Origin of the sequence: Bacillus sp. AF62 (genome assembly GCF_050312695.1) — a bacterium.
Taxonomy (GTDB): Bacteria; Bacillota; Bacilli; order Bacillales; family Bacillaceae_G; genus Bacillus_A; species Bacillus_A cereus.
In genome coordinates this window covers 294,496-316,516 of sequence record NZ_JBNPJZ010000047.1, presented here as the reverse complement: position 1 = coordinate 316,516, position 22,021 = coordinate 294,496, and the positions used below count along the sequence as shown (strand labels likewise).

Genomic DNA, 22,021 nt, shown 5'->3' with positions numbered 1-22,021 from the left:
TATAAACGCCTGCAAGGCATACCTGTAGGCAATTACCATACAAATTGATTCGGAGTCATTTGCACGCTCATACCGAGCAATGAAACGCTTTAAAATAGCAATCTCATTTTCAATCTTGCTTTGCACCTGTTCCATGCACAATTTACAATTCACCTCGTCGTTCTTGAAATCCCAGTAACGTGACTAAGTATGGCACTGCGTTCTCTCTCAGAAGAACTTCCCCGTCTGGAGAAATCAATACATCATCATCTGGGAATACATCACTTCCGCAGATATCTTTGAAAGGAATGGGCTCATATTCTTGCGGATCTCGAATGTCATATCCATTATGTAAAACCATTGGGTTTTCTATCATTTAAAAACTTCCCTCCTAATTGTGGTAAAAAAGACTGTGTGGTATCCTAATTGTGAAACTCAATGAAAAGCTTGGACCCATGACTCACGGAAATGGGTCGATTGGGTTGAGTATAAATAACTGAATATTCTTTTAAAAGAAGCTAGTATTCTAGTTTATACCCTGATATACTGTAGATATATCATTTCGTTATTACTCTTTTGTTATGACATTGAAATGTCACTCTCCGTATATTGAACTGGGCACGACAAGGGACCTCATAGCAGGTCTTTTTGTCTTTCTATGGTAGTTTTTCTTGTTTGACATGAAACAAATTTCTGTTATAGTGAGTTGAAGGCAAATTACAAAGGTGAATTCGAGTCTTACTTTTGTGCATATCAAGTAGTTTTTCTGCTAAAAGTCCTATGCTATGGGGCTTTTTTGCTTTCCACAGATTGTATATAAAGAGTTGCTGTATCTGTGGCATGCCGTTGTAAATCCTCTAGAATTCCCTCCGCAGCTTCAATACCATGCTTATCAATAATTGCAATCACCAATTGGTTAAAACCCCACATTCTCGCCATTCCTACTTGTTCGACTAAGCGTTTTTCACGTTTACCATATTGCTTGATGTCCATACTATCTCACTCCTCAATGTCATATTTCTGTTTATCTTTTTATATCAGTTATTAAAACCTTGTGTTATAATCATTCAGTATTAGCAATTATTTCGTACCAACCTTGTAAGCTCTGGCATTCCGCTAGGGCTTTCTCCTATTTCAAGACGGTTCACATAAATGCTGTTATTTCTCTGCATCCTTCATCCATCTTTTATCTATCCAATCCATCACATATATAAATCCAGCCAAACCTGCAAAGAACAGGCTTACCATACATAAGGAAAATGTACTTTCTTCTCCCATTCTAAAGACCGCCTTTCACAAAATTATCTAGCTTCTTCCACGTTAATTCTTTCAACAGTTGCTTATGTTTCTCGACGAAACAAATTGGGATATCTTCTATGGATTGTAAACCCAATTTCTCTTTGATATACGATGTAATCTGGCGCATAATACGTGTGACTTCTTTCCTAATTAACACTTGCACATGACGCTCCAAGTCGGATTTTGTCCCTTCCATTGCTTCAAATGTCAGCTGTACTTTATTGCCCACGAATCCTTCTGCCTTCGCATGTCTTTCTTGCTGCAACTGATTTCGAATGAGTTTAGATGCCACGTTATCTAATTGCACCTGTGTGAGACGATTGTCGAAGCAACCCACGGATTCGCCAAGCTTCCCTAACGTTTTATCCACCTTTGTTAATTTGTTATTTTGATTCGCAAATTGCGTTTGCATCAATGCGATGAGTTTTTCAAGCGTTTGATTATCTATACGTTTGATGACTAAATCCCCAGCTTCATTCAGTGTGATTGGTAATTGCGTAACGTGTTCCATGTGTAATCCTCCCATTAGTTCATTTTTCGACCGGTCTTCGCTATCTTGAGATCATGTAAGAATTCCTGAAACGCTTCAATACGTGAATCTAGTAATATCTTTGTCGCATCACTTGCGGTCGCAATCGAACCACGCATGAGAGACGATACCACTGCATCTTTTAGAAATTCATCCATATAGGCAATCAAATTGTGAACGTTTTTATTTGCTATGTAATTCATGGAAGATTCCTCAAGTTGTATGTCATCCACACCTCTTGATAAAGCATCTGCCTTTTGTTTGTAAAAACTCGCCTCATCCTTTAACTTATCTATTTCGTTCAATAGATTATTCGGTACGATTTCTACCTCTTTCACCACTTCTTTTTCGACAATCGTAGGTGCTTGTTGTTCTAATTCTTCTAATTGTTTCCGAGTTAATTGTTCCGATTTACGAGCTTGATCGGCTTCTTTCTGTGCTTGTTGAAGGAGCTTGTTTTTTTCTTTAAGTTTCGTCTTCAACTCTGTATATGCCTTATGTATGCTAGTTTCTTCGTTGTCTAATTTTGCAATTGTGGAAGAGTCAGCGTGTTCAGCGATGAATTTTGCTTTTTCATATTGTTTCCCACTGCCTATGCCGATTTTTTCAGCTACAATGTCACGGGCACGTTCGCTTTTAAGGGTGGGCAAATTTTCCCTACCTTTACCACCTTCACTCATTCTTCTCCTTGCTTTAGCAGATTCAATTCGTTCCAATTCTCTAGCCCAAACCATTCTTTCTGAGAAAGTAAATTCCTTGCGATGCTCATTCTCACCTATTTCAATTTTCAATTTATGTTCATAGTCTCGAACAGACATGACGCGCACTTCAATTTGTTGATAATTCAGATATTTACAAGCACGTAACCTTCGTTCACCAGCGATTAACTCATGCTCGGGTGTCACAACAGGTGGATTAATGAGCCCGTTTTCTTTGATGTCGTTCGCAAGTTCTTCTATATTACCGAACTCTTTACGGATGCGTTCAGCAACTTTAATTTGATTGATAGCCAGTAGCATTTTTTAGGACTCCTTTCTGTTTTAAAGTGTACTAGTGTACTAATTTTCTATATTACAATAGTATCCCTAGATTTTTCCGCATAGCTTGGATCGATAACATGAACAAATCGGTTCCCCCTTATTTCCCTTTTATTCGTCATTTTACGACTTTAGTATTATGATAGGGCGAAAAGACACATATTATACATATATTAAAAATTTTATACATTTTTTATACAATCTTGTGATTTAAATGCACCCTCTCCACAACATCCGCATTCACACCGATACTTTTCAAGCGGTGAACAATTCCTTTTATACGTTTACGTTCCTCATCATGCTTTTCTTTCGCACGATAGAGTGCCATCAATTCCCTTCGGGCCAATCGAGCTTCTTTAATCCAGATGCAAAACTGATAGGGATCATTCTTTTGCAGCGCTTCAACTTGCTTCTTTTCACAATGCTGTAAGAATTCATCGAGTATTTGTTTCTTTTCTAAGTCCTTTGTTAGAACTGATTTGGTCATGATTTTTTCTCTCCTTGTATGAATAATTACCTCTCCCAAATTGGCGAGTGAGAATTTTATCCCTACGCACTTGGAATGACTCGTCTTGAGTTCGTATGACGATCAACCAAATGTAGTCGTCCATCTGCCTTCTTATAGATCAACCAATTATCAGGATTTAAGTTGTATGAATTGATATGTATCTTCTCTCGCTTCGTTGGTCATTTACCATTTTTCACTTGTTTTCTCTCCTCTATTTCTCAAACAGCTCGTCCACTGTTGTATTGAAGTATTTTGCTAGTTTTTGAGCCTCTTTTAGAGTGAAATCACTTTTACCGTGTTCTTTAGCAAAATATGTTCTTGGTGCAATATGAATCAAATTTGCTGCTTTCTTTTGTGTCATGCGTTGCTCTTTTCTAGCGATGTATAGGTTTTTGTGCATGGGTATCGCTCCTTTTGAAAAAAATTAAATATTTCAACTCACAAATTAGCTACTTTAAGATAAATTATTTATCATCAAATACCGCAAAATAATCAGGAAAAAGCTCTCTAGCGCTCCTATTAAACACTGTTTGATATCTTGCGATTATATAAGGTCTCGGTATATACCCATCTTCTATCTTCCTTATATAGGCTACTGATATACCTAACTTTTCCGCTAATTGTTTTCTTGTCATTTTGCAATGGAGTCTCTCGTTTTTAACTACATTACTCATTGAATCACCTTCTTATCATTTTAACTCTTTCCGTACCTTCAGTATAAATGATAAGTTTTTGAACATCAATATTTTTTATAAATTTTTGAACATTTTTTCTTAAAAGGGTTTAAATTGATAATTTTTTTAACTATAATGAGGTTAAGACATTTCGGGTATGAAAGGGGATTATTCCAATGACCTTGGGCAACAAATTAAAACAATTAAGAGGAAAGCGCACTCAAGGTGAAATAGCTAACCAATTAAACATTTCTAGACCTACTTACTCTCATCTGGAGACAAATAGAATTGAGCCAAGCATGTCCTTACTTACAGCGATCGCTGATTTATATTGTGTGACTACAGATTATTTATTAGGACGATCACAAGATTCACGTTTAACGGAAGCTGAAGATAAAAAAACGGCTGAAATGGCTTCACGTTTTGCTGAATTGGTATCCGACCTACCAGAAAATGAGCAAGAAAATGCGTGGAAACAAGCTTTGATGTATGTGCAATTTACTAAAACTCAAAAATAAGAGATAATTTTCTACCAAGAAAGCTAACTTAATTGTTAGCTTTTTTGGTTTCTATTTCTTCATATACACTTGAGGTAATGACTTGTAACACCTCTTTAACATCTGTTCTCTTGTTTTCTAAAAACCACTTTACCATTAACTCTTTCGCCAATTGTTCTTTGTTCATTTCGCATCCTCCTGATTCCATTCTACACGTATTTAGAACCATACAAAGTCTCTCCTTTTTATAAATTGTAAAATTATAGGTGACCCATTTTTGAAACATACCCCTTTAGAATGGGTCACCCCTAAAAGCACGAAAAGTCACTACTAAGTAGTGACTTTTTTTAAATTCTATTCAGCTAGTTCCCGGATCGTTAAACATATATTTTATTTCTGTTTGTTTCTGTTGAACTTCTTTCTGTTCAAAATCACTTAAACTTCCTCCCCACAAACTCACAATCCCCAGAATCATTAATACTGTCACTATCTTCACTTTCACGCCAACACAACACCTTCCTTGTTAAGAATCATTTTATACATTTGTCCATAAAAACTCAATCCCATTAATTCAAATTCCAGTAATGCCTGTTTAATACCATCAATATCCTGAATACACATCGAATGTGCAATTCGAGAAAAAGGAGTATGCCCAGCTTCTTTTAACTCTTCAAAAATAGAAAGTGCAAGTTCGCGATTCCCGAAACGATACTCAAATGTCGCCCGCTCAGTTGGATGAAGTGTCGATACATCAATTTTATCAATGTTTATATTATTATATATCCGGACGTGAGCTAAAGTGGTTTGGACTGCTATATATTTTTGAGATTGCTGAGATACTTTAATTTCCTTTAACATATCCCCCGCTTGTACCAAAAGGGCTTCAGCCTTTATAGGATTCTCAGCCTGAAAACTTTCCGCCAAACACGAAACGCCTGTCATTTTAATCATCGGAATATCAATAGGTGAATCAATAATCCTATAAGCAATTTTTCTACACTCATTCAACTCTATCCTCCATAAATGCATAAATGCAATGCGTTCATCTGCAAACATACGAAGGTAATCTTTTATTCTCCCTTTCTTAATTAGTTTAAGATTTGCCTCAACCTCATCTACATATTGAATAATTGCATTATTATTAGGTTTATGCGCCAACGCTAACATATATAAAATGTTAGCCATAACTTGAACATGCGGATTCGAAGAAAAACGAGTCTCCCTAATTTTTTCGTAAAGTAGTTGCCCTCTTAATTCATTTTTATTACGTTTATTAAACAATATGTATATTGTAAAAAATATTGATAAACTAGAATTTTCTTTATTTTGTTCAATAAGCGCATTCATTAAACTATATTCACCTTGTACCTGACAATAAATTAACCCTACTTCTAAATGTGCTGGATGATTACATGCTAGAAAATACTTAGCTGTAATTTTTCGTTTATCCTCAGGATTTTCATACAGAAAATTTATAGCTGTAAAAAACAATTCTACATCCATTTCGCTTTCTGCATTTATACCCCTTCGGAATGTTTCACGACTTGCACCAATCCTTATAGCAAATTGCCGACGTGTGAACCCAGAAGATTCAATTTTCTCCAACAATTCGTCCATAACTTTTTTCATGTTGTTCCCCCTTACCCTTAAAACATAAAAATCCACCATCCTATTTTCTCAACCTCTAAACTGCACTACGAATGATAAATATCTGTTAAACTAAGGAGGAACTCGTATGATGCAAATGTTTGTCCTAAGGTAGGTTTAGGATGAACGGTGTGAGAGGCTTTATGGGTGGACCTCTTACACACGCTCTGCGAGTTTTATGCTTTAAATTATTTTATTTTTTAAGACTATTCTGTCTATTGGTTTGACAGAAGCCCATATACTGTATCCAAAGCCAATTTTAGCACAAACACATATTCTATTCCATCCTGAAATACATTTCTCAATATAGCTTCTAAGAAAAATATTGAAATTATTCGACTTCCGTTTCAAATATTTCACACAAATAATGAATAGAAGTTCATTTTTTATTATATTCTACTCAAATCAAGGTAGAAACCAGCCAATTTTCAATAATTGCACCCAACCAATTAAAAAGCGTATTACAATATTATAAAAAACAAATGTCGGATTTTCTCAATATACGCCTCACAATCATTATGGTAATATGATTGTATCCTTACCAATCTTCCCCACTATTATGAGTGGGGAATTTTTAAGTTATATGTTATTAAAATTATAGTGGTTCAAGTCAAAGAAAAGGCTCTCAATTTATTTTGGGAGCCTTTTCTTTTGGTAACAAACAAGTTATAATCTACTCAATAAATTGAATTATCAATCTTTATATATACAGGAGGGATTCCTATGGTGGTCTACAAAGATAAAGAACGCGGAACCTATTTCTTCGTTGTCAGAGTACGTCAGTTTGACGGTACACAAAAACAAGTAAAGCGTCGTGGATTTAAAACGAAAAAAGAAGCACGTGAAGCCGAAGCAAAAATGTTGGTTGAAAAAGAGACGCACTCTAGCTTGACGTTTGCTCAAGTTGCGGATAGTTATTTTGATTGGTATTGTCAAAGACGAAAGCACACATCAATAAACGTTATAAGAAATATAATATACAATCATTTAATACAAGAATTTAACAAAATCAAAATTGACCAGATTACGGCCAAACACATTATGCATTATCAAAATAAAATTATTAACAACTATTCCGCAGACCATTTAAAAAAAATTCATACTGTACTCTCTTCCATATTTAACTTCGCAATTAAATTTCATGGATTAACAAACAATCCTGCACGCATTGCTGGAAATTTCGAAAAGGAATCGAATAAACGAATGAATTTTTGGGAGTTTGATGAATTTCATCAATTTATTAATAGTGTAGACGATCTATTATATAAAACTTTTTTCTCAACACTTTATTATAGCGGTGCTAGAAAAGGTGAGCTACTAGCTTTAACTTGGGAAGATATCAATTTTGAGGAAAAAACAATAAATATAAATAAAACAGAGTTTAACAGAAAAATTACAAAACCAAAAACAAAATCCTCAAATAGAATTATTATGTTACCATCTCTTGTAGTCGATTTATTGAAAAATTTAAAAGAGCATGCTACAGTAAAATCATCTATCAAAATTAATTACGTTGTGTTTGGCGAATTTTATACTAGCATATCAGCAAGCACTCTCGATAGAAAGTATACAAACTATGTACTTAACGCTGGTGTTAAAAGAATCTTGTTACATGAATTTAGGCATTCCCATGCATCATATCTAATTAACAAGGGTGTAAGTCCACTTATAGTAGCGCAACGTCTTGGTCATTCAGATGTGGCTACAACCCTAAATACGTATAGCCACCTATACCCTTCAAAACAAGCAGAAGTAATTGCATTTATAGAAGAAGATATAGTAAAAAAGGTACCAAAATGTTGCCACAGGGGTTAAAAACCCTGTTATAATAGCATTAGGAAACACTGTGACCATGTAATTCAGCAAAATTTGAAATATCATGAACGATTTCGCTTGAAAGTACTGATTTATGTATAACTTTTTCCCCACATTTTATATGTGCACCATTTGCAGAAATATACGTTTTTATGCCTAGTCCCTTAAATTGTGAGCATAAACTATATGGTCTCCCTGTTGTAACAACTACATGAACTCCATTATCTATTAACCTTCGTATCGCTTCTTTTGTACTTTCGTGCATACTTCTATCAATCTCACTTAATAACGTACCGTCAACATCGAAAAATACAACTTTGTACATAAGTTTTTACATCCCGTCCAAATGATTCGTATCATTAATGAAATGCACCGTTTTTTGTTCACCCTCAATTTCAATTAAACTTATTCCCGTATCTCCCATTTTGAAATAGTAGTCCATTGAAATTGGCATTTTGAAAAATGCACGTAATAGACTATTAATTACGCCTCCATGGGCAACAATTGCAATTCGATCATATGTATTCTCTGTCATAATTTTAGAAAAGATTCCTTCTATTCTCATTCGAAACTCAATAAATGACTCTCCGTTTTCAAAACGGTCATGAAGAAACTTTGGCTCTGGATATTTCTTTGCTTCTTCAAATGATAAACCAGCTTGTATTCCATTATTAAACTCCATTAATTCCTCTTCTAATTGAATTGGACAACCAATTGCTTCTGCTAATGTTTCACCCGTTTCGCGAGCGCGTTTTAATGTGCTTGCCCAAATGAAATCTGGTGCAAAATCTTTTTTCACTTTCTGTACAAGTCTTTGTACTTGTCGTCTCCCTTTGTCAGTCAACTCAAAATCAGCTCGTCCTTCATGCACATGTAAAATATCAGCTTCTGATTCTCCGTGGCGTATTAGTAGTATTTGCATGTTTCTCTCTCCCCCCTTATTTAACATTCACAAAATTCTATTATATCATATTTTAAGATTTCAAAATAAAAAGGAACGGTCTTCCGTCCCTCATCCATTCACTTTTTCCGCATCATTCCAATAATATTTACTAAACGCTTCTGTTAACACATCAATTGTGTTATATAATTCATCTAACGTATTATCAACACCACCAACTTCAATTAGCATCGCATTTTTCGATAGATCTTGGTTATAAACGCCATTTCCATCTTTTTTATACTTCGGAAAAATCCCTCTACTTAATCCGTAATAGTTTTCATCTAAATAACTATTGATCGCTCTTGCAATTTTTTCATTTTCAGCACGGCCTTCATTTTCCATCCCAATAATAAAATATAATCTTGCATACGATTTTCCATTAATTACTTTTGTTGTTACTTTCTTACGCTGATCATCACGATGTATATCAATCGGAAACGCAATTTTATTATTTTGTGCTAATGCTCCTTTTACATATTCATGAGATGCTTTATATGACTGATACCATACCCACTTTTTACTCGCTAATAAATCACCCATATTCGTTTTATCGTGAATTACTGGAATTCCTTGCCCCTCAAGTTGTTCCTTCATACGTTTTCCTAGTAAGGACACATTTACATCTGGGCTAGATGGATCAGTTGCCCCTGGTAATAATGGAAAGAAGGATTCCCAGCTATGTGTATGATAAATATATACTGCACTTTCACCTTTTTTCGCTCCGTTCTTTTTCTGAACCGGATTATTCTTTTCCGCTTCTGTAACTTTATCTTTTGCTACTTCCCGTTCTTTCGTTACTTCTTCAATCGGTACACTAGATTCATTTGGGATATTCGTCAAGTTTGTCCCTTCCCCAGCTACGATAATATTAGAATAATACTTTGACATACCAGGTACTTCTTTACCGACGAATGTTCTTAAATCTTTAATTTTCAAATCTGTCGCAATAGAGAACATTAAATTCCCAACTGACTCTCTTTTATTCTGCTTAAAATAATCAAATCCGTAATAGTGATTCTCACTTTCTATCATTTGAACAAAACCTTGCATCGATACTTTTCCAAACCATTGATTTGCATAATTCGATTTCATTGTATGTAAAAGTGACGTCAAAATCGACGCTATTATAATTACTATTAGCGCATATAAAAGGAGTAACGAAATCAGTTTCTTCCCATGTATTCGAGTTGCATACTTTTTCACTGCATCACCTTCTTTATACATGGATATGTACAAGCTTTTCGGAATATACGCACAAAAAAAGAGAAATGGTATCCCATTTCTCTTCCTCACTTTTATTGTTCTTTTCCTGTATCATTTGAAGGTAGTTTCTTCGCTTGTTTTTCTTTAAATATTTCTCCAATTGCCCCAAGAGTACCAAGTGTTTCAATTGCATTAGAAGGAATAAAGACTTTATTTGCTGGTCCTTTTGCAACTTCAGCTAATGATTCGAATGATTTGTAAGCAAGGATACGCTCATCCAAATTCGCTTCACGAAGCAATTCAATACGATTTTGTTCTGCTTTTGCGATTTCTTCAATTGCTCGTGCTTCCCCTTGTGCTTCTAATTCTTTTGCTTCTTTTAAACCTTCAGCTTCGCGAATACGCGCTTCTTTATCCCCTTCAGCCATCAAGATTTTACTTTGCTTTTCCCCTTCAGCGCGAAGAACTTTATCTTGTTTTGCTGCTTCAGCTTCTAAAATAATCGCACGTTTATTACGCTCAGCCTTCATTTGTTTTTCCATTGATGCTTGCACATCTTTTGGCGGGTTAATATCAACAACTTCGACACGTTCAATACGTACGCCCCATTTTTCTGTTGCTTCATCAAGCGCTAAGCGGATTTCTGTTGAAATTTTTTCACGACCAGATAACGTTTCATCCAGTTCCATTTTACCGATGATTTGACGCATCGTTGCTGAAGTAATATTACGAACACCATATTCATAGTTTGAAATACCATATGTCGCAAGCTCTGGTTCAACAATTTGATAGAAAATAATTGTATCTATTTCTACTTGAACATTATCTTTCGTAATTACCTTTTGCGGTGGTACATTTGTTTGTTGAATACGTAAGTCGTGATATACACGAACACGATCTACAATTGGGATTAAAATATTTAATCCTGGGTGCATTATACGTTGAAACTTACCAAATCTTTCAACAACCCCAACTTTTTGCTGAGGAATAATTTTAATTGTTAATGCGATAAATGTAACTACAATTAGTGCGAATATAATCGTTAACGTTAATGCTACCATATTTATTCACTCTCCTTTTTTACTTGTAATATAGTACTATGCCTCTTTATAACAACGACTTTTTCTCCAGCATCAATTGAAGAATCTGCAATAGCTGTCCAAGTATCTCCATCCACCTTCACAATACCATTCGCTTCATTTGTAATCGCTTGCATAACAATCCCTTTTTTACCAACAAGCATATCTACTGTATCCGTAAAACCTTTTGCTTCTCGAAAGTTTTTTGAAATTCTTTTCGTAAAGAATGTCAAAGTTAAACTTATAATTGCGCCAACAGTAACTTGTAACAGTAGTGCATCAGGAGCAAACAAAGCAATAAGACCTCCGACAACAGCTCCAATTCCAAGCCAAAGCATGTAAAATGTAATCGACAACATTTCTGCAATAAATAAAATACCAGCTATTATAAACCAAATTACCCAAGCAGCCATATGCAACCCTCACTTTCTTTCTCATTTTCTATATGTATATGAAGAAAAGAATGGTTTATCCGCCCTTTCTTACACTTGGGCGTTTGCTACAAGCTATTGTACATACTCACTGTTACAATGATTATTAATATAATACTATATCAATATATTCTTCATTATACATGAAAATTCCTTTCAAAAAGTGACAAAAAATTAAATTCTTTAAAAATTTCATTTTTTAAATTACAATTATTCTAATTACTAAATACTATTTTTATAGAGGTGTTATTCTTATTGAGAAACCTGTCACTAACCTACTACTTAGGTTCCAAAACATGCATTACTCTCGCTGACATCGTATATGTAATGATTATTACAACCCATATTTATATAGCAACTAAATCAGCTACTATTACTGCTCTTTTTCCATTATTACAAGTTATCACAAATCTAATTGCTAACATCTCTGCACCACTAATAATAAATCGTTTTCCATCTTATACGTTGTTATATACGCTACAATGGCTAAAAACAGTCTTTTTACTATTATTAATGATTTTGTTTCCAGTCTTATCCACAAACATTATAGCTCTATTAACTTTTATTTTTTTCATTTCATTATGTAGTGGATGGAGCGCTCCATTACTATACAGCATTCTTCCGCGCCTTACACCGAAAGAAAAATTAGTAAAAGTAAATAGTATCTTTTCCTTTTCAACACAAATTGCGCAAGTCGCCGCTTATTCATTTACGAGTGTTATCGTTCTTCTCATTGGCGCTACATCTACACTCATGATTAATAACATGTTAATGATTTTTGGATGTATTGCATTACACTTTTCATTACGTACCATACATACTGAACGAATAGCAGATCCTCCTTCTTCAAAAAGTACTGCTTTATCGGAAGGTTGGAAACTCTTATTTCAAAATCCTTCTCTCCGTACCGTTACATATATGGACTTAATTGAAACTTTCGCCGGAACAATATGGATCGGTGCTATTACGATGGCATATGTTACGACTATCCTTCATAAAGGCGAGGAATGGTGGGGATATATTAATACAAGTTATTATGTTGGCACGTTAATCGGTGGTCTATTGGCATGGAAAATCAATTCCTATATTCAAAACAATTTAATACGCTCCATGTCGATAGGCTCTCTTATGTTTAGCATTCTTACATTTTTATATGGTATGACAAGCAGCGGATTTATTGCGCTTTTTCTATGTGTTCTAATGGGACCATGTTATCAAATTAGAGATATTTCTCAAACGACTGTTTTACAATCAAGTGTCACCCCTTCTTTATTATCAAAAATGTATACAGCACATGGCGCGCTTCTTTCAACAGCTTCTGGTCTTTCTATGCTTAGCGTTGGCATTATTACTGATATGTTCGGTGTTCGTACAATTTATATCATCGCATCTATTCTTATTTTATGTTCCGCTTGTTTATCTTTTAGTTTATTAAAATATCATAAAACAGAGCAGAACGATATTTCACTTTAATCACTAAAACAAAAAGGACAGGCATTCCCTGTCCTTTTTATTTATTCTATTCATGACAAGTTTGGGATTTTTCTATGTTTTGTCGCCTGTTCAAAAGCGTAAGCTAGCTTAATTAATATCCCTTCACTAAAGGCAGTACTTGCAATCGTAATTCCAAAAGGTCTCCCGCTTTCCATATACCCTGCAGGTATTGCTATAGACGGATAACCCGCTTTCGCACATATGGTAGAAGCTATATAGGAAGGAAACAGTATCGCATCAAGATTATATTTTTCCAATGCAAAATCAATGCCTTGTTCTTGTGAAAAATATATATCTTCTAATCTTGCATTTAAATATTCTGGATTTCGTAACGTATTAGGAAAATCTTTTCTTCCCTCTAACTTAGTTTGTCCATATTTTAAAGCTCTTTCTGCTATGTTTTTATTAAACTCCATTAACTCCGAAATAGAATGTACCGGAATAGTAGAAGGTAATTTAGAAAGATAGTTATCTAAACTATGCTTCAGTTCATAAAGCGGCACTCCCCAACTCCATTCTCTATGAAAAGAAGGAATATTAATATTTTCTACTACTGTCGCTCCTTCATTACGTAATACTTGGATCGTTTCCTTAAACAAGATTTCATCATACTCACCATTTTCGTAATAATCTTTTGGTGCATCGTTAAACACACCAATCTTCGCTCCATTTAAGCCATTAACATTAAGATATTTTGTATAATCTTGCTCTGCCCTACCTTCACTTCTATGAGTAGCAACATCTTTCTCATCTACTCCAATTAAACTCCCTAGCAAAATAGCAGCATCTGTTACCGTTCTTGCAAATGGTCCAGCTGTATCTTGCGAATAAGTAAATGGAATAATTCCTCTACGACTAATTAAACCGACAGTCGGTTTAATACCTACTACAGAATTTTGAACAGCAGGGCTCAAAATAGAAGCATCGGTTTCTGTCCCAATAGATACTACTGTAAAGTTAGCAGCAACTGCTATCGCAGATCCTGTACTAGATCCGCCAACAAACATATGGTCCTTGCCCGTTCCGTATGGATTGATTGTTTGACCACCTCTTGCACTATATCCAGCCCACATTTCAAAAGACATTGCATTTGCTAATTCTGTCATATTTGTTTTTCCTATTATTACTGCTCCGGCTTCTCGTAATTTTGTAACGAGAAATGCATCTTCACTGCTTATATTTTGTTCTAGAGCAATCGTACCTGCACTTGTATGCATGGAGTCATTCGTTTCAATATTGTCTTTAAGCAAAACAGGTATACCATGTAATGGACCCCTTATACCTTTTGTCTTTCTTTCATAATCTAACGCTTCTGCGATAAAAATAGCATCTGGATTGATTTCTAAAATAGAATTAATTTCCGGTCCGTCTTGGTTATACTTTGCGATTCTATGAAGATAATACATCACTAATTCCTTTGAAGTTAACTGCCCAGATTCCATTTCGGTTTGTATATCATGAATTGTTAATTCTTTTTTTAATACTGGATTAAACTGAATCTCCATTTATATTCTCCCTTATAGCAACTTTTTTGCGTATAACTCTTACTTTTTCATCTTTTCACCCCAACTATTCCAAACTAATATTCCTTTAAAGAAATTCAATTTATCTATTCAAAAAGCCTTTAATTTCCCGAAAAATAAAAAGAGTCTGAAACGAATGAACTTTCGCTTCAGACTCTTTTATTACTTTACATATATCTCATCTAATAAGTGTAAAAACTCTCCTTGTTTCCCTGCTAATTCAGGGCATTTTGCAATATTAACCCATTCGTAGCTAAACGCTAAACCTTGATCTTTCTTACCAGCACTTACTATATGTTCCCATGTATCTTTTACATCAGTTAGTAAAGTTACATGAAAAAAGTGACGTTTTTCATATTCCTGTTTTTCCTTCACATGTATAATGTAATCTGCTAAAAAACGCTCTATACATAAATGACGCAATCCGGATTCTTCCTGTACTTCACGCAATATAGCCGCTTCTAACGTTTCACCTTCATCAACCGTTCCCCCTGGCACTTGAATACCAGCTTCATGTATATCACGATGTTTAAAAACCAGTAATTGCATAACCCCCTCTTTTTCTCTTGTAATATATGCATGTACTTTTTTCTTATATAACATCGTCATTATACGTCTCTCCCCTCAATCATTTACTCTGTTACTTCTTCAAGCGTCAGTTGATTATCATACAAATATGTAGCTTGTGGATTTCCCACATACCTTACGTGCCATGGTTCATACCGATAGCCCGTAATCGTTTCTTTCGCTTTTGTGTATCGAATCACAAAACCAAATTTATGGGCATTTTCAGAAAGCCACTGACCTTCTTTCGTTTCCCCAAAAACCGTCTCTAACTGAAATTTAGCAGATTGAGACGTAATATCCATAGCTAATCCAGTTTGATGCTCACTTGTGCCAGGAACCGCGCTAGACATTGCTGTTTTTGCTTCCCCATCTTGTTTTTTATACATCGTATTTAATGCTTTTTGTCGATCAAAGGATCTAAATCCAGAAACTGCAAAAAGGAAAATACGCTCGTTGTTAGCTTGCTGGAACATTTCCTCAAGCGCCCTCGCTGCCTCTTTTCTCATCTTTTTCTTTTCTTGATCACCTTCACTAGAGTAGCGCACTTTCGGAATAACTAAATCTGGCGGTCTATAACCATCTGGTAAACGCCTACTTTTATTCACAAGTACAAGCATTGAATTCGGATTATTAATTACCGCAATATCCCCATCCATATTAGCAATTGTTTCTTTCGCTTTCGGAAATATACTATTTACACTTACTTCCCGCGCCTGCTTATCCTTATACATTTTATAATTGATTCCTGCTACTCCAACAATAATTATTGCAGCTACGATACCGAGTAGTGCCCATCTTTTTTTCATATAACGACCTCTTATTTTAATAATTTGGCCATTTCATACTCATCGATGTCCTTTCCATCGATAATAAGAGCAGCTTTTTTGACACCTTCTTTCTCAAATCCAGCTTTTTTATATAGTGCCTGAGCTCTTGTATTGTGGGCCATTACTGTTAATTCTAAACGCCATACATCATGTAATTTTGCCCACTTCTCAACCTCTTTAAACAATCCCGTCCCAATACCTCGCCCGTTATACTCTTGCAAAATACCAATTACAATGCTTGCCACATGCCTCTTTCTTTGAATGTTATTTCCATTCACTAATATAAAACCTATTATTCTCTCATCTTCAACTGCTACAAATATTGTTGCATATTCATTTTCTATAAATCGCTGGATCATTTTTTCTTGTTGCTCAGCTGTAGTTTTCCTTTCTCCTGGTTCATATAACATAAACTTCGTTTCTTCATCTAATTGCTTACTTAATTGCAAAAATGATGCTGCATCTTCTACTTTGATCTCCCTAATCACCTAAATCACCCTATCAATTTCATAATATAAAAATTTTCCTTGTAAAAAGATTTTCTCTGCCATTTCAAAAATCCCTTTCTAATTCTCCTATTATAATTAGACAAATTTCGATATCGCTATAATAATTATTAATCATGTCCATTTTGTGACATCTTGCTATCCACATTTCAAACCAACACAAAAAACGTAAGTATTACACTTACGCTTTTCCAAGATTGAAGTGAGCTAATAATTATCGATAGATACCCTGGCTAATTCAAGTTTCACTTTATCCATTCACTTTTTCTGCCTGCCAAAAATATTCACCAAATGCTTTAGCAAGTGCATCAATTGATCGATTCAATTCTTCCTCCGTATTATCTACACCGCCAACTTCTATTAATATCGCTTGTCCTGATAAATCTTGATTATAGATTCCATTTCCTGTTTGGAAACCTTTTTGAATGACCCCACGACTCACTCCTGGATATTTCTTATTAATCGCCTCATGTAAAGCTGTCGCTAATTGTAAGTTTTTTTCATAATTTTTATTTCCTTTCCCTACTACAAATGCAAGCTTCGCATATGATTTATCTCCAATTGTTTTTGTCGTTACATTCTTTCGAGCACTATCACGATGCAAATCAAAAAAGTATTGAAGATCTTTATTTCCAGCCATAGCTTGCTGCACAATTTCTCGTGACATTTTATACGAACTATTACTGTTTAAACCCTTACTTATTAACTTTTGACCAACATCACTCTTATCGTTAGTAGCTCCAATCCCTTCACCTTCTAGTTGTTCACGGAAACGATCTCCTAATATAGAAATATTCGATACAGAACTCGTTGCTTTATTCGGATTCGGATCATTCGTTAAGTTAAGTAAAGGTAAATAAGATTCCCAGCTATGTGTATGATAAATAAACGCAACTTGTCTTTTCCCGGTCGTTTGGGACGGCTGTTTCTTCTCTTTATTCGTATCTTGTTTAGGTGCTTGTCCAGTTCCACTAGTCCGTTCTTTCACTACTTCTTCAAGAGGTACACTCGACTCTATCGGTAAGTTAGAATAGTTTGTGCCCTCACCCGCAATAACAATTTCTGTATCGTACTTACCAAACCCGGGTAGCTCTTTCCCGACAAAACTGCGTACATCATTAAAGCGAATATTTGTAGCCATAGAAAAGAGAAAAGAAGAAATTGAAAAATCTTGATTCAAATTTCGATACTCCTGTGTAAAATAATGATTCTCTTTTCCAAGTACATACATGTAACCATTCATCGATAACTCATTTAACCAATTATATAAATACGTTGACTTCGTCTCTTTCATAGAGGTTACCATCATACTAATAAGAAAAAAAGTCGCTAGCACTGTAGTAATAACAAATAAAACTAACTTACGCATACTTGTAAACTTCATAAAAAAAAAGCCCCGATTCATACTATCACCTCTCTATTTCAAGTTATGTACAAGCCCTAGAGAATAGACCGTTAAAATTTCGGCTATATTGTTAATGAGGTGAAATGAATTGAAGCTATTAATAGGAATATTACCAATCGCTCTATCATTCATTTTTTATTTGTCCGCTAAGCATCCAAAAGTCTCTATTGTACTACATATTTCTGCGTACTTGGCACTGTATGTACTCGGTACAATTATTTCCATTAATATATACGATGTTTTAATACAAGATTTAGTTTTCATGACGAGCATTCATGGGATTTTACTGAATCCATTTTTCCTTATTGCAGGAGCGTATATAGGAACATACACGTTGTACCTACTTATGTCTCACATTATTATAAAAATAAAAAATGGAGCGTAATGAAATGCAACCAACATTTATCTGTCATACATGCAAAAAAAGAATTGTGAGGAAGAAAGATCTTATTACCGCCACATGGTACTTCCGCTTTTATTTATTTCACAGTGATTGTTTTAAACGACAGCAAGTGTTCCTCTCACGATTTATCCCAGTGAATACACTTTTCAATTTCTTTCTTATTATGTATGGACTTATTTTTGGCAGCATTCTTATGATTACAGAACCATCTATTATTTGGCTGATTTTCTTATTTCCCATTTTTTATCGGTTTCTTTCTTATTATTATGTGGAACGTTTTTTCTCTACATAACGTGCAGACTGACCTCTCGGAATACTTAAACATTCCCACTCATTTTCTTTTAACATCTTCCCAATATAAATAATCTGACCAATATGCAATGCATAATGAGAAATTTGCCTTTCAATTGCTTGCATGACAGTATGTGCTTCACCGCGAATGTATACCGTCTTCAATAAGTGCTCCGGCGCTAAAGTATTCATCGTATTAAAAACATATTTCCATCCTTCTTGCCAAGCTATAAGGGCTTCTTCTTTTGAATGATAGCATCCCTCAAATTCACCATCTCGATTACGATCGGTTTTTTCACCATCAGACGTTAAAAAATCCGTCCATCTAGAACGCATATTACCGTGCAGATGCTTTATAATAATCGCTATACTATTTGTTTCTTCATGAGAATACCATTGTATTTGTTCATATGATAATTGAGAAAGTGCCCGTTCCCCTTGCTTCTTTGTTGCTTTAAAGTTCGAAATCGCACATTGTAAATATTCTCGTCCGATATCCATATTAGCCCCTACCTTCACCCTAGCTAATTTTCGTTCCATTTGGCAATTCCATATTAGGCTGAAGCAACACAACATCATCAGCTTCAGGAACGCCGCCAAGCACAAGCACTTCTGATTTGAATCCAGCTACACGCTTCGGTGGAAAGTTTACAACCGCAACGATTTGTTGACCGACTAAATCTTCTGGACTGTACCTTTTCGTAATTTGGGCACTTGACTGCTTTATCCCGATTTCTCCAAAATCTATTGCTAGTTTAATCGCTGGTACTCTCGCTTCTTTAAATTCCTCTGCATGTATTACAGTTCCAATTCTCAAATCCAAATTTAAAAAATCTTCAAAATTAGCCATTTATCATTCCCCCCAATTATTACTTAGACAAAATACAAAAATCCCCTTCAAAAAAAGAAAGGTGCCTAAGCACCTTTCTTTTGTAATTCACTTGATTCATTTGATTTATAGAAGAAGAAACCGAGAATCCCGCCAATACATGATGGAATTAACCATCCGATTCCTTCGTTATATAACGGTAACATTTGTAGTACATTAGAAATCGCGTCAATTTTAATTTTCGCACTTTCTAAACCGTTAAAGAAACTAATTAACAATGCACCTAAAATAGCTCCAATATAAATTGTATTACGCTTCCCAATCCACTTATGGAAATACGAAAGTACGATTAATACAATTGCAACTGGATAAATGATCATTAACACAGGTAATGTTACTGCGATTAATTGTGTTAAACCTAGGTTAGATACAATTAAACTAAATACACATACCATTGTTACAATCGTTTTATGCGAAAGTTTTGGGAATAAGTTTGTAAAGAAACCCGCACACGCAGATGTTAACCCAACAGAAGTTGTTAAACAAGCGAGTATAATAACAAGTCCTAATAAAACTTTACCACTCGTCCCATATAGCTCATTTACAACATTCGTTAAAATAAGACCACCGTTTTCTGAAATACCAAGTGATGTACTTGTTGAACCAAGATAAGCAAGTGATAAATAAATTAACGTTAAACCAAGTACAGCAATAATACCTGATACAACTGTTATTTTTGCAATTTGACTACTCTCTTTTATCCCTTTAGAGCGGATAACTTGTACAACGACAATTCCAAATACGAGAGCACTAATTGCATCCATCGTTAAATATCCTTGAATAAATCCACCAAAGAAAGCATTTTCTTTGTAAGCAGCTAACGGTGCAGCTGGCTCTCCAATTGGATCAATAATTGCCTTTCCGACAATAACAGCGACAATTAATACTAATAATGGTGTAAGAAACTTTCCAAACCAATCCACTAATTTAGATGGATTTAATGATAAATACCACGTTATTCCGAAGAAAACTATCGTGAAAAGAAATAGCATGTACCACTCTGAAACCATTGCCTCTGATAAAAATGGCTTCATACCCATTTCAAACGAAACAGCTCCAGTACGAGGAATCGCGAAAAATGGTCCAATTGCTAAATAACTAATCAATGGGAAAATAAACGCAAATATAGGGTGGACTCTAGAAGATAGCGCTTTCAAGTCCCCCTCTACAAACGCGACAGCTGTTACAGCTAGTAGGGGTAATCCGACTCCCGTTACAAGGAATCCTATTGTAGCAATCCAAACATTCTCTCCTGCTTGTTGACCTAAAACTGGCGGGAAAATTAAATTTCCTGCTCCTAAAAATAATGCAAATAGCATCAAACCAATTGCTACCGTATCACCTGGCCTTAAACGTCCCTTCATGCTCTTCATTTGCATAGCACTTTTTCATTGTTTATCTCTATATTTTACAATATGCTATGCATCCTCCTCTCTGCTCAAGATGATAAAATATGCCCCTTACAAAGCAGTGTCTTTCTCCATAATTTCTCCATTCCCCTTATTTTTACTCTAATCATTAATACAATTGTTATTTTTGAATTTTGAGTTTTTTGAATTTTTAAATCATTAGAGTGTTATTACGTGGAGTATAGTTGTCAGACCTCTTTGTTTTTATCACACATATAGTAACATATTTAGTTGCAAAATAAAAACATATTTTCAAATTGATTTTTTTGAAAATCGAAATTATCTACATTTTTTATTCTCTTACACAAATATTGTTATAATCTCACCTATTATCTTGTCGTTATTTTAAAATAACTTTACACGCGTAACATAACAAAAGCCATCCAAGATAATTAGATGGCTTTTGTATGTTACTCTATCGTTTCAACTTCACGTGGATTTTTCATCTCTTCCACATATACAACTCTAAATCCGTGATCTTCTAAATCTTTCAATAATGTCTCTAATTCACCGTCGTTAAACTCTTCTCCTAATGTAAACATAATTCTACGAACTAATAAGGCATCATTATCAAAAGTCATCAAACTTTGAATACCAGTGTATTTCTTTAAAACTGTCGATAACTTTTGGATTGCTCCATTATAGTCTTGCGTTCCAATCATGACAGAGTATTTACTAGAGTGAACGCCCCATGCATCCTCTAATAACTCAAAAACTTTTTTATGCGTTAAAATTCCAAGGAAAACCCCTTTTTCGTCAACTACTGATAAATAAGGCAATTTTTTTATTGTAAAAAATACTTTAAAGAAAGATGAATCTTCTCTCACAAATCCCTCTTTATCGTTTAATAATTGCATTACACTCTCGTCAAGTGATCCTTTATATTCTAAAATATCTACTTTATATATATTCCCTAAAAATTTCTCTTTTTTTTCATCTAAAACTGGTACACAACGATACCCCGTTTTATTTAAATGCTCTAACGCTTCCCCTATCGTAATCGAACTTGAGCACAGTAAAACTTCCCTTTTTGGCACGTAATTCCCTTTAATCCTCATAAAAAGCC

28 protein-coding genes and 2 pseudogenes are annotated in these 22,021 nt (G+C 34.7%); 5 read left to right on the top strand and 25 right to left on the bottom strand.

Annotated features, from left to right (window positions below; all coding sequences use genetic code 11):
* Positions 1-142: 142 nt before the first annotated feature.
* The 8 genes and pseudogenes from ACQRBL_RS09915 to ACQRBL_RS09880 form a co-directional block, all read right to left on the bottom strand.
* Complete coding sequence (locus ACQRBL_RS09915) at positions 143-355, bottom strand: YqaI family protein (protein ID WP_023523053.1); 213 nt, start codon at positions 353-355, stop codon at positions 143-145.
* A 407-nt stretch (positions 356-762) separates the two neighbouring features.
* Positions 763-972, bottom strand: a complete 210-nt coding sequence (locus tag ACQRBL_RS09910; RefSeq protein ID WP_199795925.1) for a hypothetical protein — start codon at positions 970-972, stop codon at positions 763-765.
* Positions 973-1,258: 286 nt separating this feature from the next.
* Entirely contained in the window at positions 1,259-1,789 is a 531-nt protein-coding gene (locus ACQRBL_RS09905) for a hypothetical protein (RefSeq protein WP_197230936.1), read from the bottom strand.
* A gap of 14 nt (positions 1,790-1,803) precedes the next feature.
* Complete coding sequence (locus ACQRBL_RS09900; protein ID WP_098282392.1) at positions 1,804-2,826, bottom strand: ParB N-terminal domain-containing protein; 1,023 nt, start codon at positions 2,824-2,826, stop codon at positions 1,804-1,806.
* Positions 2,827-3,037: 211 nt separating this feature from the next.
* The gene (locus ACQRBL_RS09895) at positions 3,038-3,331 is read right to left on the bottom strand and encodes a hypothetical protein (RefSeq protein WP_097984404.1); all 294 of its coding nucleotides are present in this window, start codon (positions 3,329-3,331) and stop codon (positions 3,038-3,040) included.
* Between the two features lie 62 nt (positions 3,332-3,393).
* Positions 3,394-3,549: pseudogene (locus ACQRBL_RS09890) on the bottom strand (DUF6906 family protein).
* Positions 3,550-3,563: 14 nt separating this feature from the next.
* Positions 3,564-3,752, bottom strand: a complete 189-nt coding sequence (locus ACQRBL_RS09885) for a helix-turn-helix transcriptional regulator (protein WP_097984402.1) — start codon at positions 3,750-3,752, stop codon at positions 3,564-3,566.
* A gap of 64 nt (positions 3,753-3,816) precedes the next feature.
* Positions 3,817-4,026, bottom strand: a complete 210-nt coding sequence (locus ACQRBL_RS09880) for a helix-turn-helix transcriptional regulator (protein WP_000073374.1) — start codon at positions 4,024-4,026, stop codon at positions 3,817-3,819.
* Between the two features lie 176 nt (positions 4,027-4,202).
* Here ACQRBL_RS09880 and ACQRBL_RS09875 point away from each other — a divergent pair, with 176 nt between their 5' ends.
* The gene (locus ACQRBL_RS09875; RefSeq protein WP_000172213.1) at positions 4,203-4,544 is read left to right on the top strand and encodes a helix-turn-helix domain-containing protein; all 342 of its coding nucleotides are present in this window, start codon (positions 4,203-4,205) and stop codon (positions 4,542-4,544) included.
* A 28-nt stretch (positions 4,545-4,572) separates the two neighbouring features.
* Here ACQRBL_RS09875 and ACQRBL_RS09870 read toward each other — a convergent pair whose 3' ends face one another.
* The 3 genes from ACQRBL_RS09870 to ACQRBL_RS09860 form a co-directional block, all read right to left on the bottom strand.
* Positions 4,573-4,710: a hypothetical protein gene (locus ACQRBL_RS09870; RefSeq protein WP_179860833.1), complete on the bottom strand. Its 138-nt coding sequence runs from the start codon at positions 4,708-4,710 to the stop codon at positions 4,573-4,575.
* Between the two features lie 171 nt (positions 4,711-4,881).
* Entirely contained in the window at positions 4,882-5,025 is a 144-nt protein-coding gene (locus tag ACQRBL_RS09865) for a hypothetical protein (RefSeq protein ID WP_179860832.1), read from the bottom strand.
* Positions 5,022-6,152, bottom strand: a complete 1,131-nt coding sequence (locus ACQRBL_RS09860) for an AimR family lysis-lysogeny pheromone receptor (RefSeq protein WP_411995663.1) — start codon at positions 6,150-6,152, stop codon at positions 5,022-5,024. The genes ACQRBL_RS09865 and ACQRBL_RS09860 overlap by 4 nt, the downstream gene beginning before the upstream one ends.
* Before the next feature lie 741 nt (positions 6,153-6,893).
* Between ACQRBL_RS09860 and ACQRBL_RS09855 the strand changes: the two genes are divergently transcribed.
* Positions 6,894-7,985 carry a tyrosine-type recombinase/integrase gene (locus tag ACQRBL_RS09855; RefSeq protein ID WP_197230924.1) on the top strand — a complete coding sequence of 364 codons (1,092 nt, stop codon included), beginning with the start codon at positions 6,894-6,896 and terminating at the stop codon, positions 7,983-7,985.
* Positions 7,986-8,007: 22 nt separating this feature from the next.
* Here the strand turns inward: ACQRBL_RS09855 and ACQRBL_RS09850 are convergent.
* The 5 genes and pseudogenes from ACQRBL_RS09850 to ACQRBL_RS09830 form a co-directional block, all read right to left on the bottom strand.
* Positions 8,008-8,310 (bottom strand): annotated as a pseudogene (locus tag ACQRBL_RS09850) (HAD hydrolase family protein); the annotation flags it as partial.
* 6 nt (positions 8,311-8,316) lie between these two features.
* Positions 8,317-8,907 carry a histidine phosphatase family protein gene (locus tag ACQRBL_RS09845; protein WP_001166441.1) on the bottom strand — a complete coding sequence of 197 codons (591 nt, stop codon included), beginning with the start codon at positions 8,905-8,907 and terminating at the stop codon, positions 8,317-8,319.
* A 90-nt stretch (positions 8,908-8,997) separates the two neighbouring features.
* On the bottom strand, positions 8,998-10,203 hold the full coding sequence (spoIIP, locus tag ACQRBL_RS09840; protein ID WP_307838012.1) for a stage II sporulation protein P: 1,206 nt from the start codon (positions 10,201-10,203) through the stop codon (positions 8,998-9,000).
* Between the two features lie 20 nt (positions 10,204-10,223).
* Positions 10,224-11,192, bottom strand: coding sequence for an SPFH domain-containing protein (locus ACQRBL_RS09835; protein ID WP_000226257.1), 969 nt, complete (start codon positions 11,190-11,192; stop codon positions 10,224-10,226).
* Between the two features lie 2 nt (positions 11,193-11,194).
* On the bottom strand, positions 11,195-11,623 hold the full coding sequence (locus ACQRBL_RS09830) for an NfeD family protein (RefSeq protein WP_000741971.1): 429 nt from the start codon (positions 11,621-11,623) through the stop codon (positions 11,195-11,197).
* A gap of 273 nt (positions 11,624-11,896) precedes the next feature.
* Between ACQRBL_RS09830 and ACQRBL_RS09825 the strand changes: the two genes are divergently transcribed.
* A complete protein-coding gene (locus tag ACQRBL_RS09825) occupies positions 11,897-13,114 on the top strand; it encodes an MFS transporter (RefSeq protein WP_411995664.1) in 1,218 nt (405 codons plus the stop codon).
* A 50-nt stretch (positions 13,115-13,164) separates the two neighbouring features.
* Here ACQRBL_RS09825 and ACQRBL_RS09820 read toward each other — a convergent pair whose 3' ends face one another.
* The 5 genes from ACQRBL_RS09820 to spoIIP (ACQRBL_RS09800) all read right to left on the bottom strand — a co-directional run bounded on the left by ACQRBL_RS09820 (position 13,165) and on the right by spoIIP (ACQRBL_RS09800) (position 17,963).
* A complete protein-coding gene (locus tag ACQRBL_RS09820; RefSeq protein ID WP_411995665.1) occupies positions 13,165-14,640 on the bottom strand; it encodes an amidase family protein in 1,476 nt (491 codons plus the stop codon).
* 180 nt (positions 14,641-14,820) lie between these two features.
* Positions 14,821-15,267, bottom strand: coding sequence for an NUDIX hydrolase (locus ACQRBL_RS09815; protein ID WP_023521754.1), 447 nt, complete (start codon positions 15,265-15,267; stop codon positions 14,821-14,823).
* 23 nt (positions 15,268-15,290) lie between these two features.
* Positions 15,291-16,031, bottom strand: coding sequence for a M15 family metallopeptidase (locus ACQRBL_RS09810; protein WP_000747650.1), 741 nt, complete (start codon positions 16,029-16,031; stop codon positions 15,291-15,293).
* Between the two features lie 11 nt (positions 16,032-16,042).
* Positions 16,043-16,540 carry a GNAT family N-acetyltransferase gene (locus tag ACQRBL_RS09805; RefSeq protein ID WP_327897293.1) on the bottom strand — a complete coding sequence of 166 codons (498 nt, stop codon included), beginning with the start codon at positions 16,538-16,540 and terminating at the stop codon, positions 16,043-16,045.
* A gap of 268 nt (positions 16,541-16,808) precedes the next feature.
* Complete coding sequence (spoIIP, locus tag ACQRBL_RS09800) at positions 16,809-17,963, bottom strand: stage II sporulation protein P (RefSeq protein ID WP_001079283.1); 1,155 nt, start codon at positions 17,961-17,963, stop codon at positions 16,809-16,811.
* An 88-nt stretch (positions 17,964-18,051) separates the two neighbouring features.
* On the opposite strand from spoIIP (ACQRBL_RS09800), the gene ACQRBL_RS09795 reads away from it, so the two are divergent.
* A complete protein-coding gene (locus tag ACQRBL_RS09795) occupies positions 18,052-18,348 on the top strand; it encodes a hypothetical protein (protein WP_000770732.1) in 297 nt (98 codons plus the stop codon).
* A 4-nt stretch (positions 18,349-18,352) separates the two neighbouring features.
* Positions 18,353-18,658 (top strand): permease, encoded by a 306-nt coding sequence (locus ACQRBL_RS09790; RefSeq protein ID WP_071730037.1) that lies wholly within the window; start codon positions 18,353-18,355, stop codon positions 18,656-18,658.
* On the opposite strand, the gene ACQRBL_RS09785 is transcribed toward ACQRBL_RS09790, so the two are convergent.
* From ACQRBL_RS09785 to cbpA, 4 genes are all read right to left on the bottom strand, one after another.
* Positions 18,631-19,197, bottom strand: a complete 567-nt coding sequence (locus tag ACQRBL_RS09785) for a DUF1572 domain-containing protein (protein WP_065483331.1) — start codon at positions 19,195-19,197, stop codon at positions 18,631-18,633. The genes ACQRBL_RS09790 and ACQRBL_RS09785 overlap by 28 nt on opposite strands.
* Positions 19,178-19,507 carry a chaperone CsaA gene (csaA, locus tag ACQRBL_RS09780; protein WP_001263018.1) on the bottom strand — a complete coding sequence of 110 codons (330 nt, stop codon included), beginning with the start codon at positions 19,505-19,507 and terminating at the stop codon, positions 19,178-19,180. Before csaA ends, ACQRBL_RS09785 begins: the two co-directional genes overlap by 20 nt.
* A gap of 65 nt (positions 19,508-19,572) precedes the next feature.
* Positions 19,573-20,910 (bottom strand): branched-chain amino acid transport system II carrier protein BrnQ4, encoded by a 1,338-nt coding sequence (gene brnQ4 / locus ACQRBL_RS09775; protein ID WP_411995725.1) that lies wholly within the window; start codon positions 20,908-20,910, stop codon positions 19,573-19,575.
* Between the two features lie 455 nt (positions 20,911-21,365).
* A complete protein-coding gene (gene cbpA, locus ACQRBL_RS09770; protein WP_001220528.1) occupies positions 21,366-22,013 on the bottom strand; it encodes a cyclic di-AMP binding protein CbpA in 648 nt (215 codons plus the stop codon).
* Positions 22,014-22,021: the final 8 nt, after the last annotated feature.

Coding starts and splice junctions, on each gene's coding strand:
- ACQRBL_RS09915 (WP_023523053.1), bottom strand. CDS start 355: ATGATAGAAAACCCAATGGTTTTACATAATGGATATGACATTCGAGAT.
- ACQRBL_RS09910 (WP_199795925.1), bottom strand. CDS start 972: ATGGACATCAAGCAATATGGTAAACGTGAAAAACGCTTAGTCGAACAA.
- ACQRBL_RS09905 (WP_197230936.1), bottom strand. CDS start 1,789: ATGGAACACGTTACGCAATTACCAATCACACTGAATGAAGCTGGGGAT.
- ACQRBL_RS09900 (WP_098282392.1), bottom strand. CDS start 2,826: ATGCTACTGGCTATCAATCAAATTAAAGTTGCTGAACGCATCCGTAAA.
- ACQRBL_RS09895 (WP_097984404.1), bottom strand. CDS start 3,331: ATGACCAAATCAGTTCTAACAAAGGACTTAGAAAAGAAACAAATACTC.
- ACQRBL_RS09885 (WP_097984402.1), bottom strand. CDS start 3,752: ATGCACAAAAACCTATACATCGCTAGAAAAGAGCAACGCATGACACAA.
- ACQRBL_RS09880 (WP_000073374.1), bottom strand. CDS start 4,026: ATGAGTAATGTAGTTAAAAACGAGAGACTCCATTGCAAAATGACAAGA.
- ACQRBL_RS09875 (WP_000172213.1), top strand. CDS start 4,203: ATGACCTTGGGCAACAAATTAAAACAATTAAGAGGAAAGCGCACTCAA.
- ACQRBL_RS09870 (WP_179860833.1), bottom strand. CDS start 4,710: ATGAACAAAGAACAATTGGCGAAAGAGTTAATGGTAAAGTGGTTTTTA.
- ACQRBL_RS09860 (WP_411995663.1), bottom strand. CDS start 6,152: ATGAAAAAAGTTATGGACGAATTGTTGGAGAAAATTGAATCTTCTGGG.
- ACQRBL_RS09855 (WP_197230924.1), top strand. CDS start 6,894: ATGGTGGTCTACAAAGATAAAGAACGCGGAACCTATTTCTTCGTTGTC.
- ACQRBL_RS09845 (WP_001166441.1), bottom strand. CDS start 8,907: ATGCAAATACTACTAATACGCCACGGAGAATCAGAAGCTGATATTTTA.
- ACQRBL_RS09835 (WP_000226257.1), bottom strand. CDS start 11,192: ATGGTAGCATTAACGTTAACGATTATATTCGCACTAATTGTAGTTACA.
- ACQRBL_RS09830 (WP_000741971.1), bottom strand. CDS start 11,623: ATGGCTGCTTGGGTAATTTGGTTTATAATAGCTGGTATTTTATTTATT.
- ACQRBL_RS09820 (WP_411995665.1), bottom strand. CDS start 14,640: ATGGAGATTCAGTTTAATCCAGTATTAAAAAAAGAATTAACAATTCAT.
- ACQRBL_RS09815 (WP_023521754.1), bottom strand. CDS start 15,267: ATGACGATGTTATATAAGAAAAAAGTACATGCATATATTACAAGAGAA.
- ACQRBL_RS09810 (WP_000747650.1), bottom strand. CDS start 16,031: ATGAAAAAAAGATGGGCACTACTCGGTATCGTAGCTGCAATAATTATT.
- spoIIP (WP_001079283.1), bottom strand. CDS start 17,963: ATGAATCGGGGCTTTTTTTTTATGAAGTTTACAAGTATGCGTAAGTTA.
- ACQRBL_RS09790 (WP_071730037.1), top strand. CDS start 18,353: ATGCAACCAACATTTATCTGTCATACATGCAAAAAAAGAATTGTGAGG.
- ACQRBL_RS09785 (WP_065483331.1), bottom strand. CDS start 19,197: ATGGAACGAAAATTAGCTAGGGTGAAGGTAGGGGCTAATATGGATATC.
- csaA (WP_001263018.1), bottom strand. CDS start 19,507: ATGGCTAATTTTGAAGATTTTTTAAATTTGGATTTGAGAATTGGAACT.
- brnQ4 (WP_411995725.1), bottom strand. CDS start 20,910: ATGAAGGGACGTTTAAGGCCAGGTGATACGGTAGCAATTGGTTTGATG.
- cbpA (WP_001220528.1), bottom strand. CDS start 22,013: ATGAGGATTAAAGGGAATTACGTGCCAAAAAGGGAAGTTTTACTGTGC.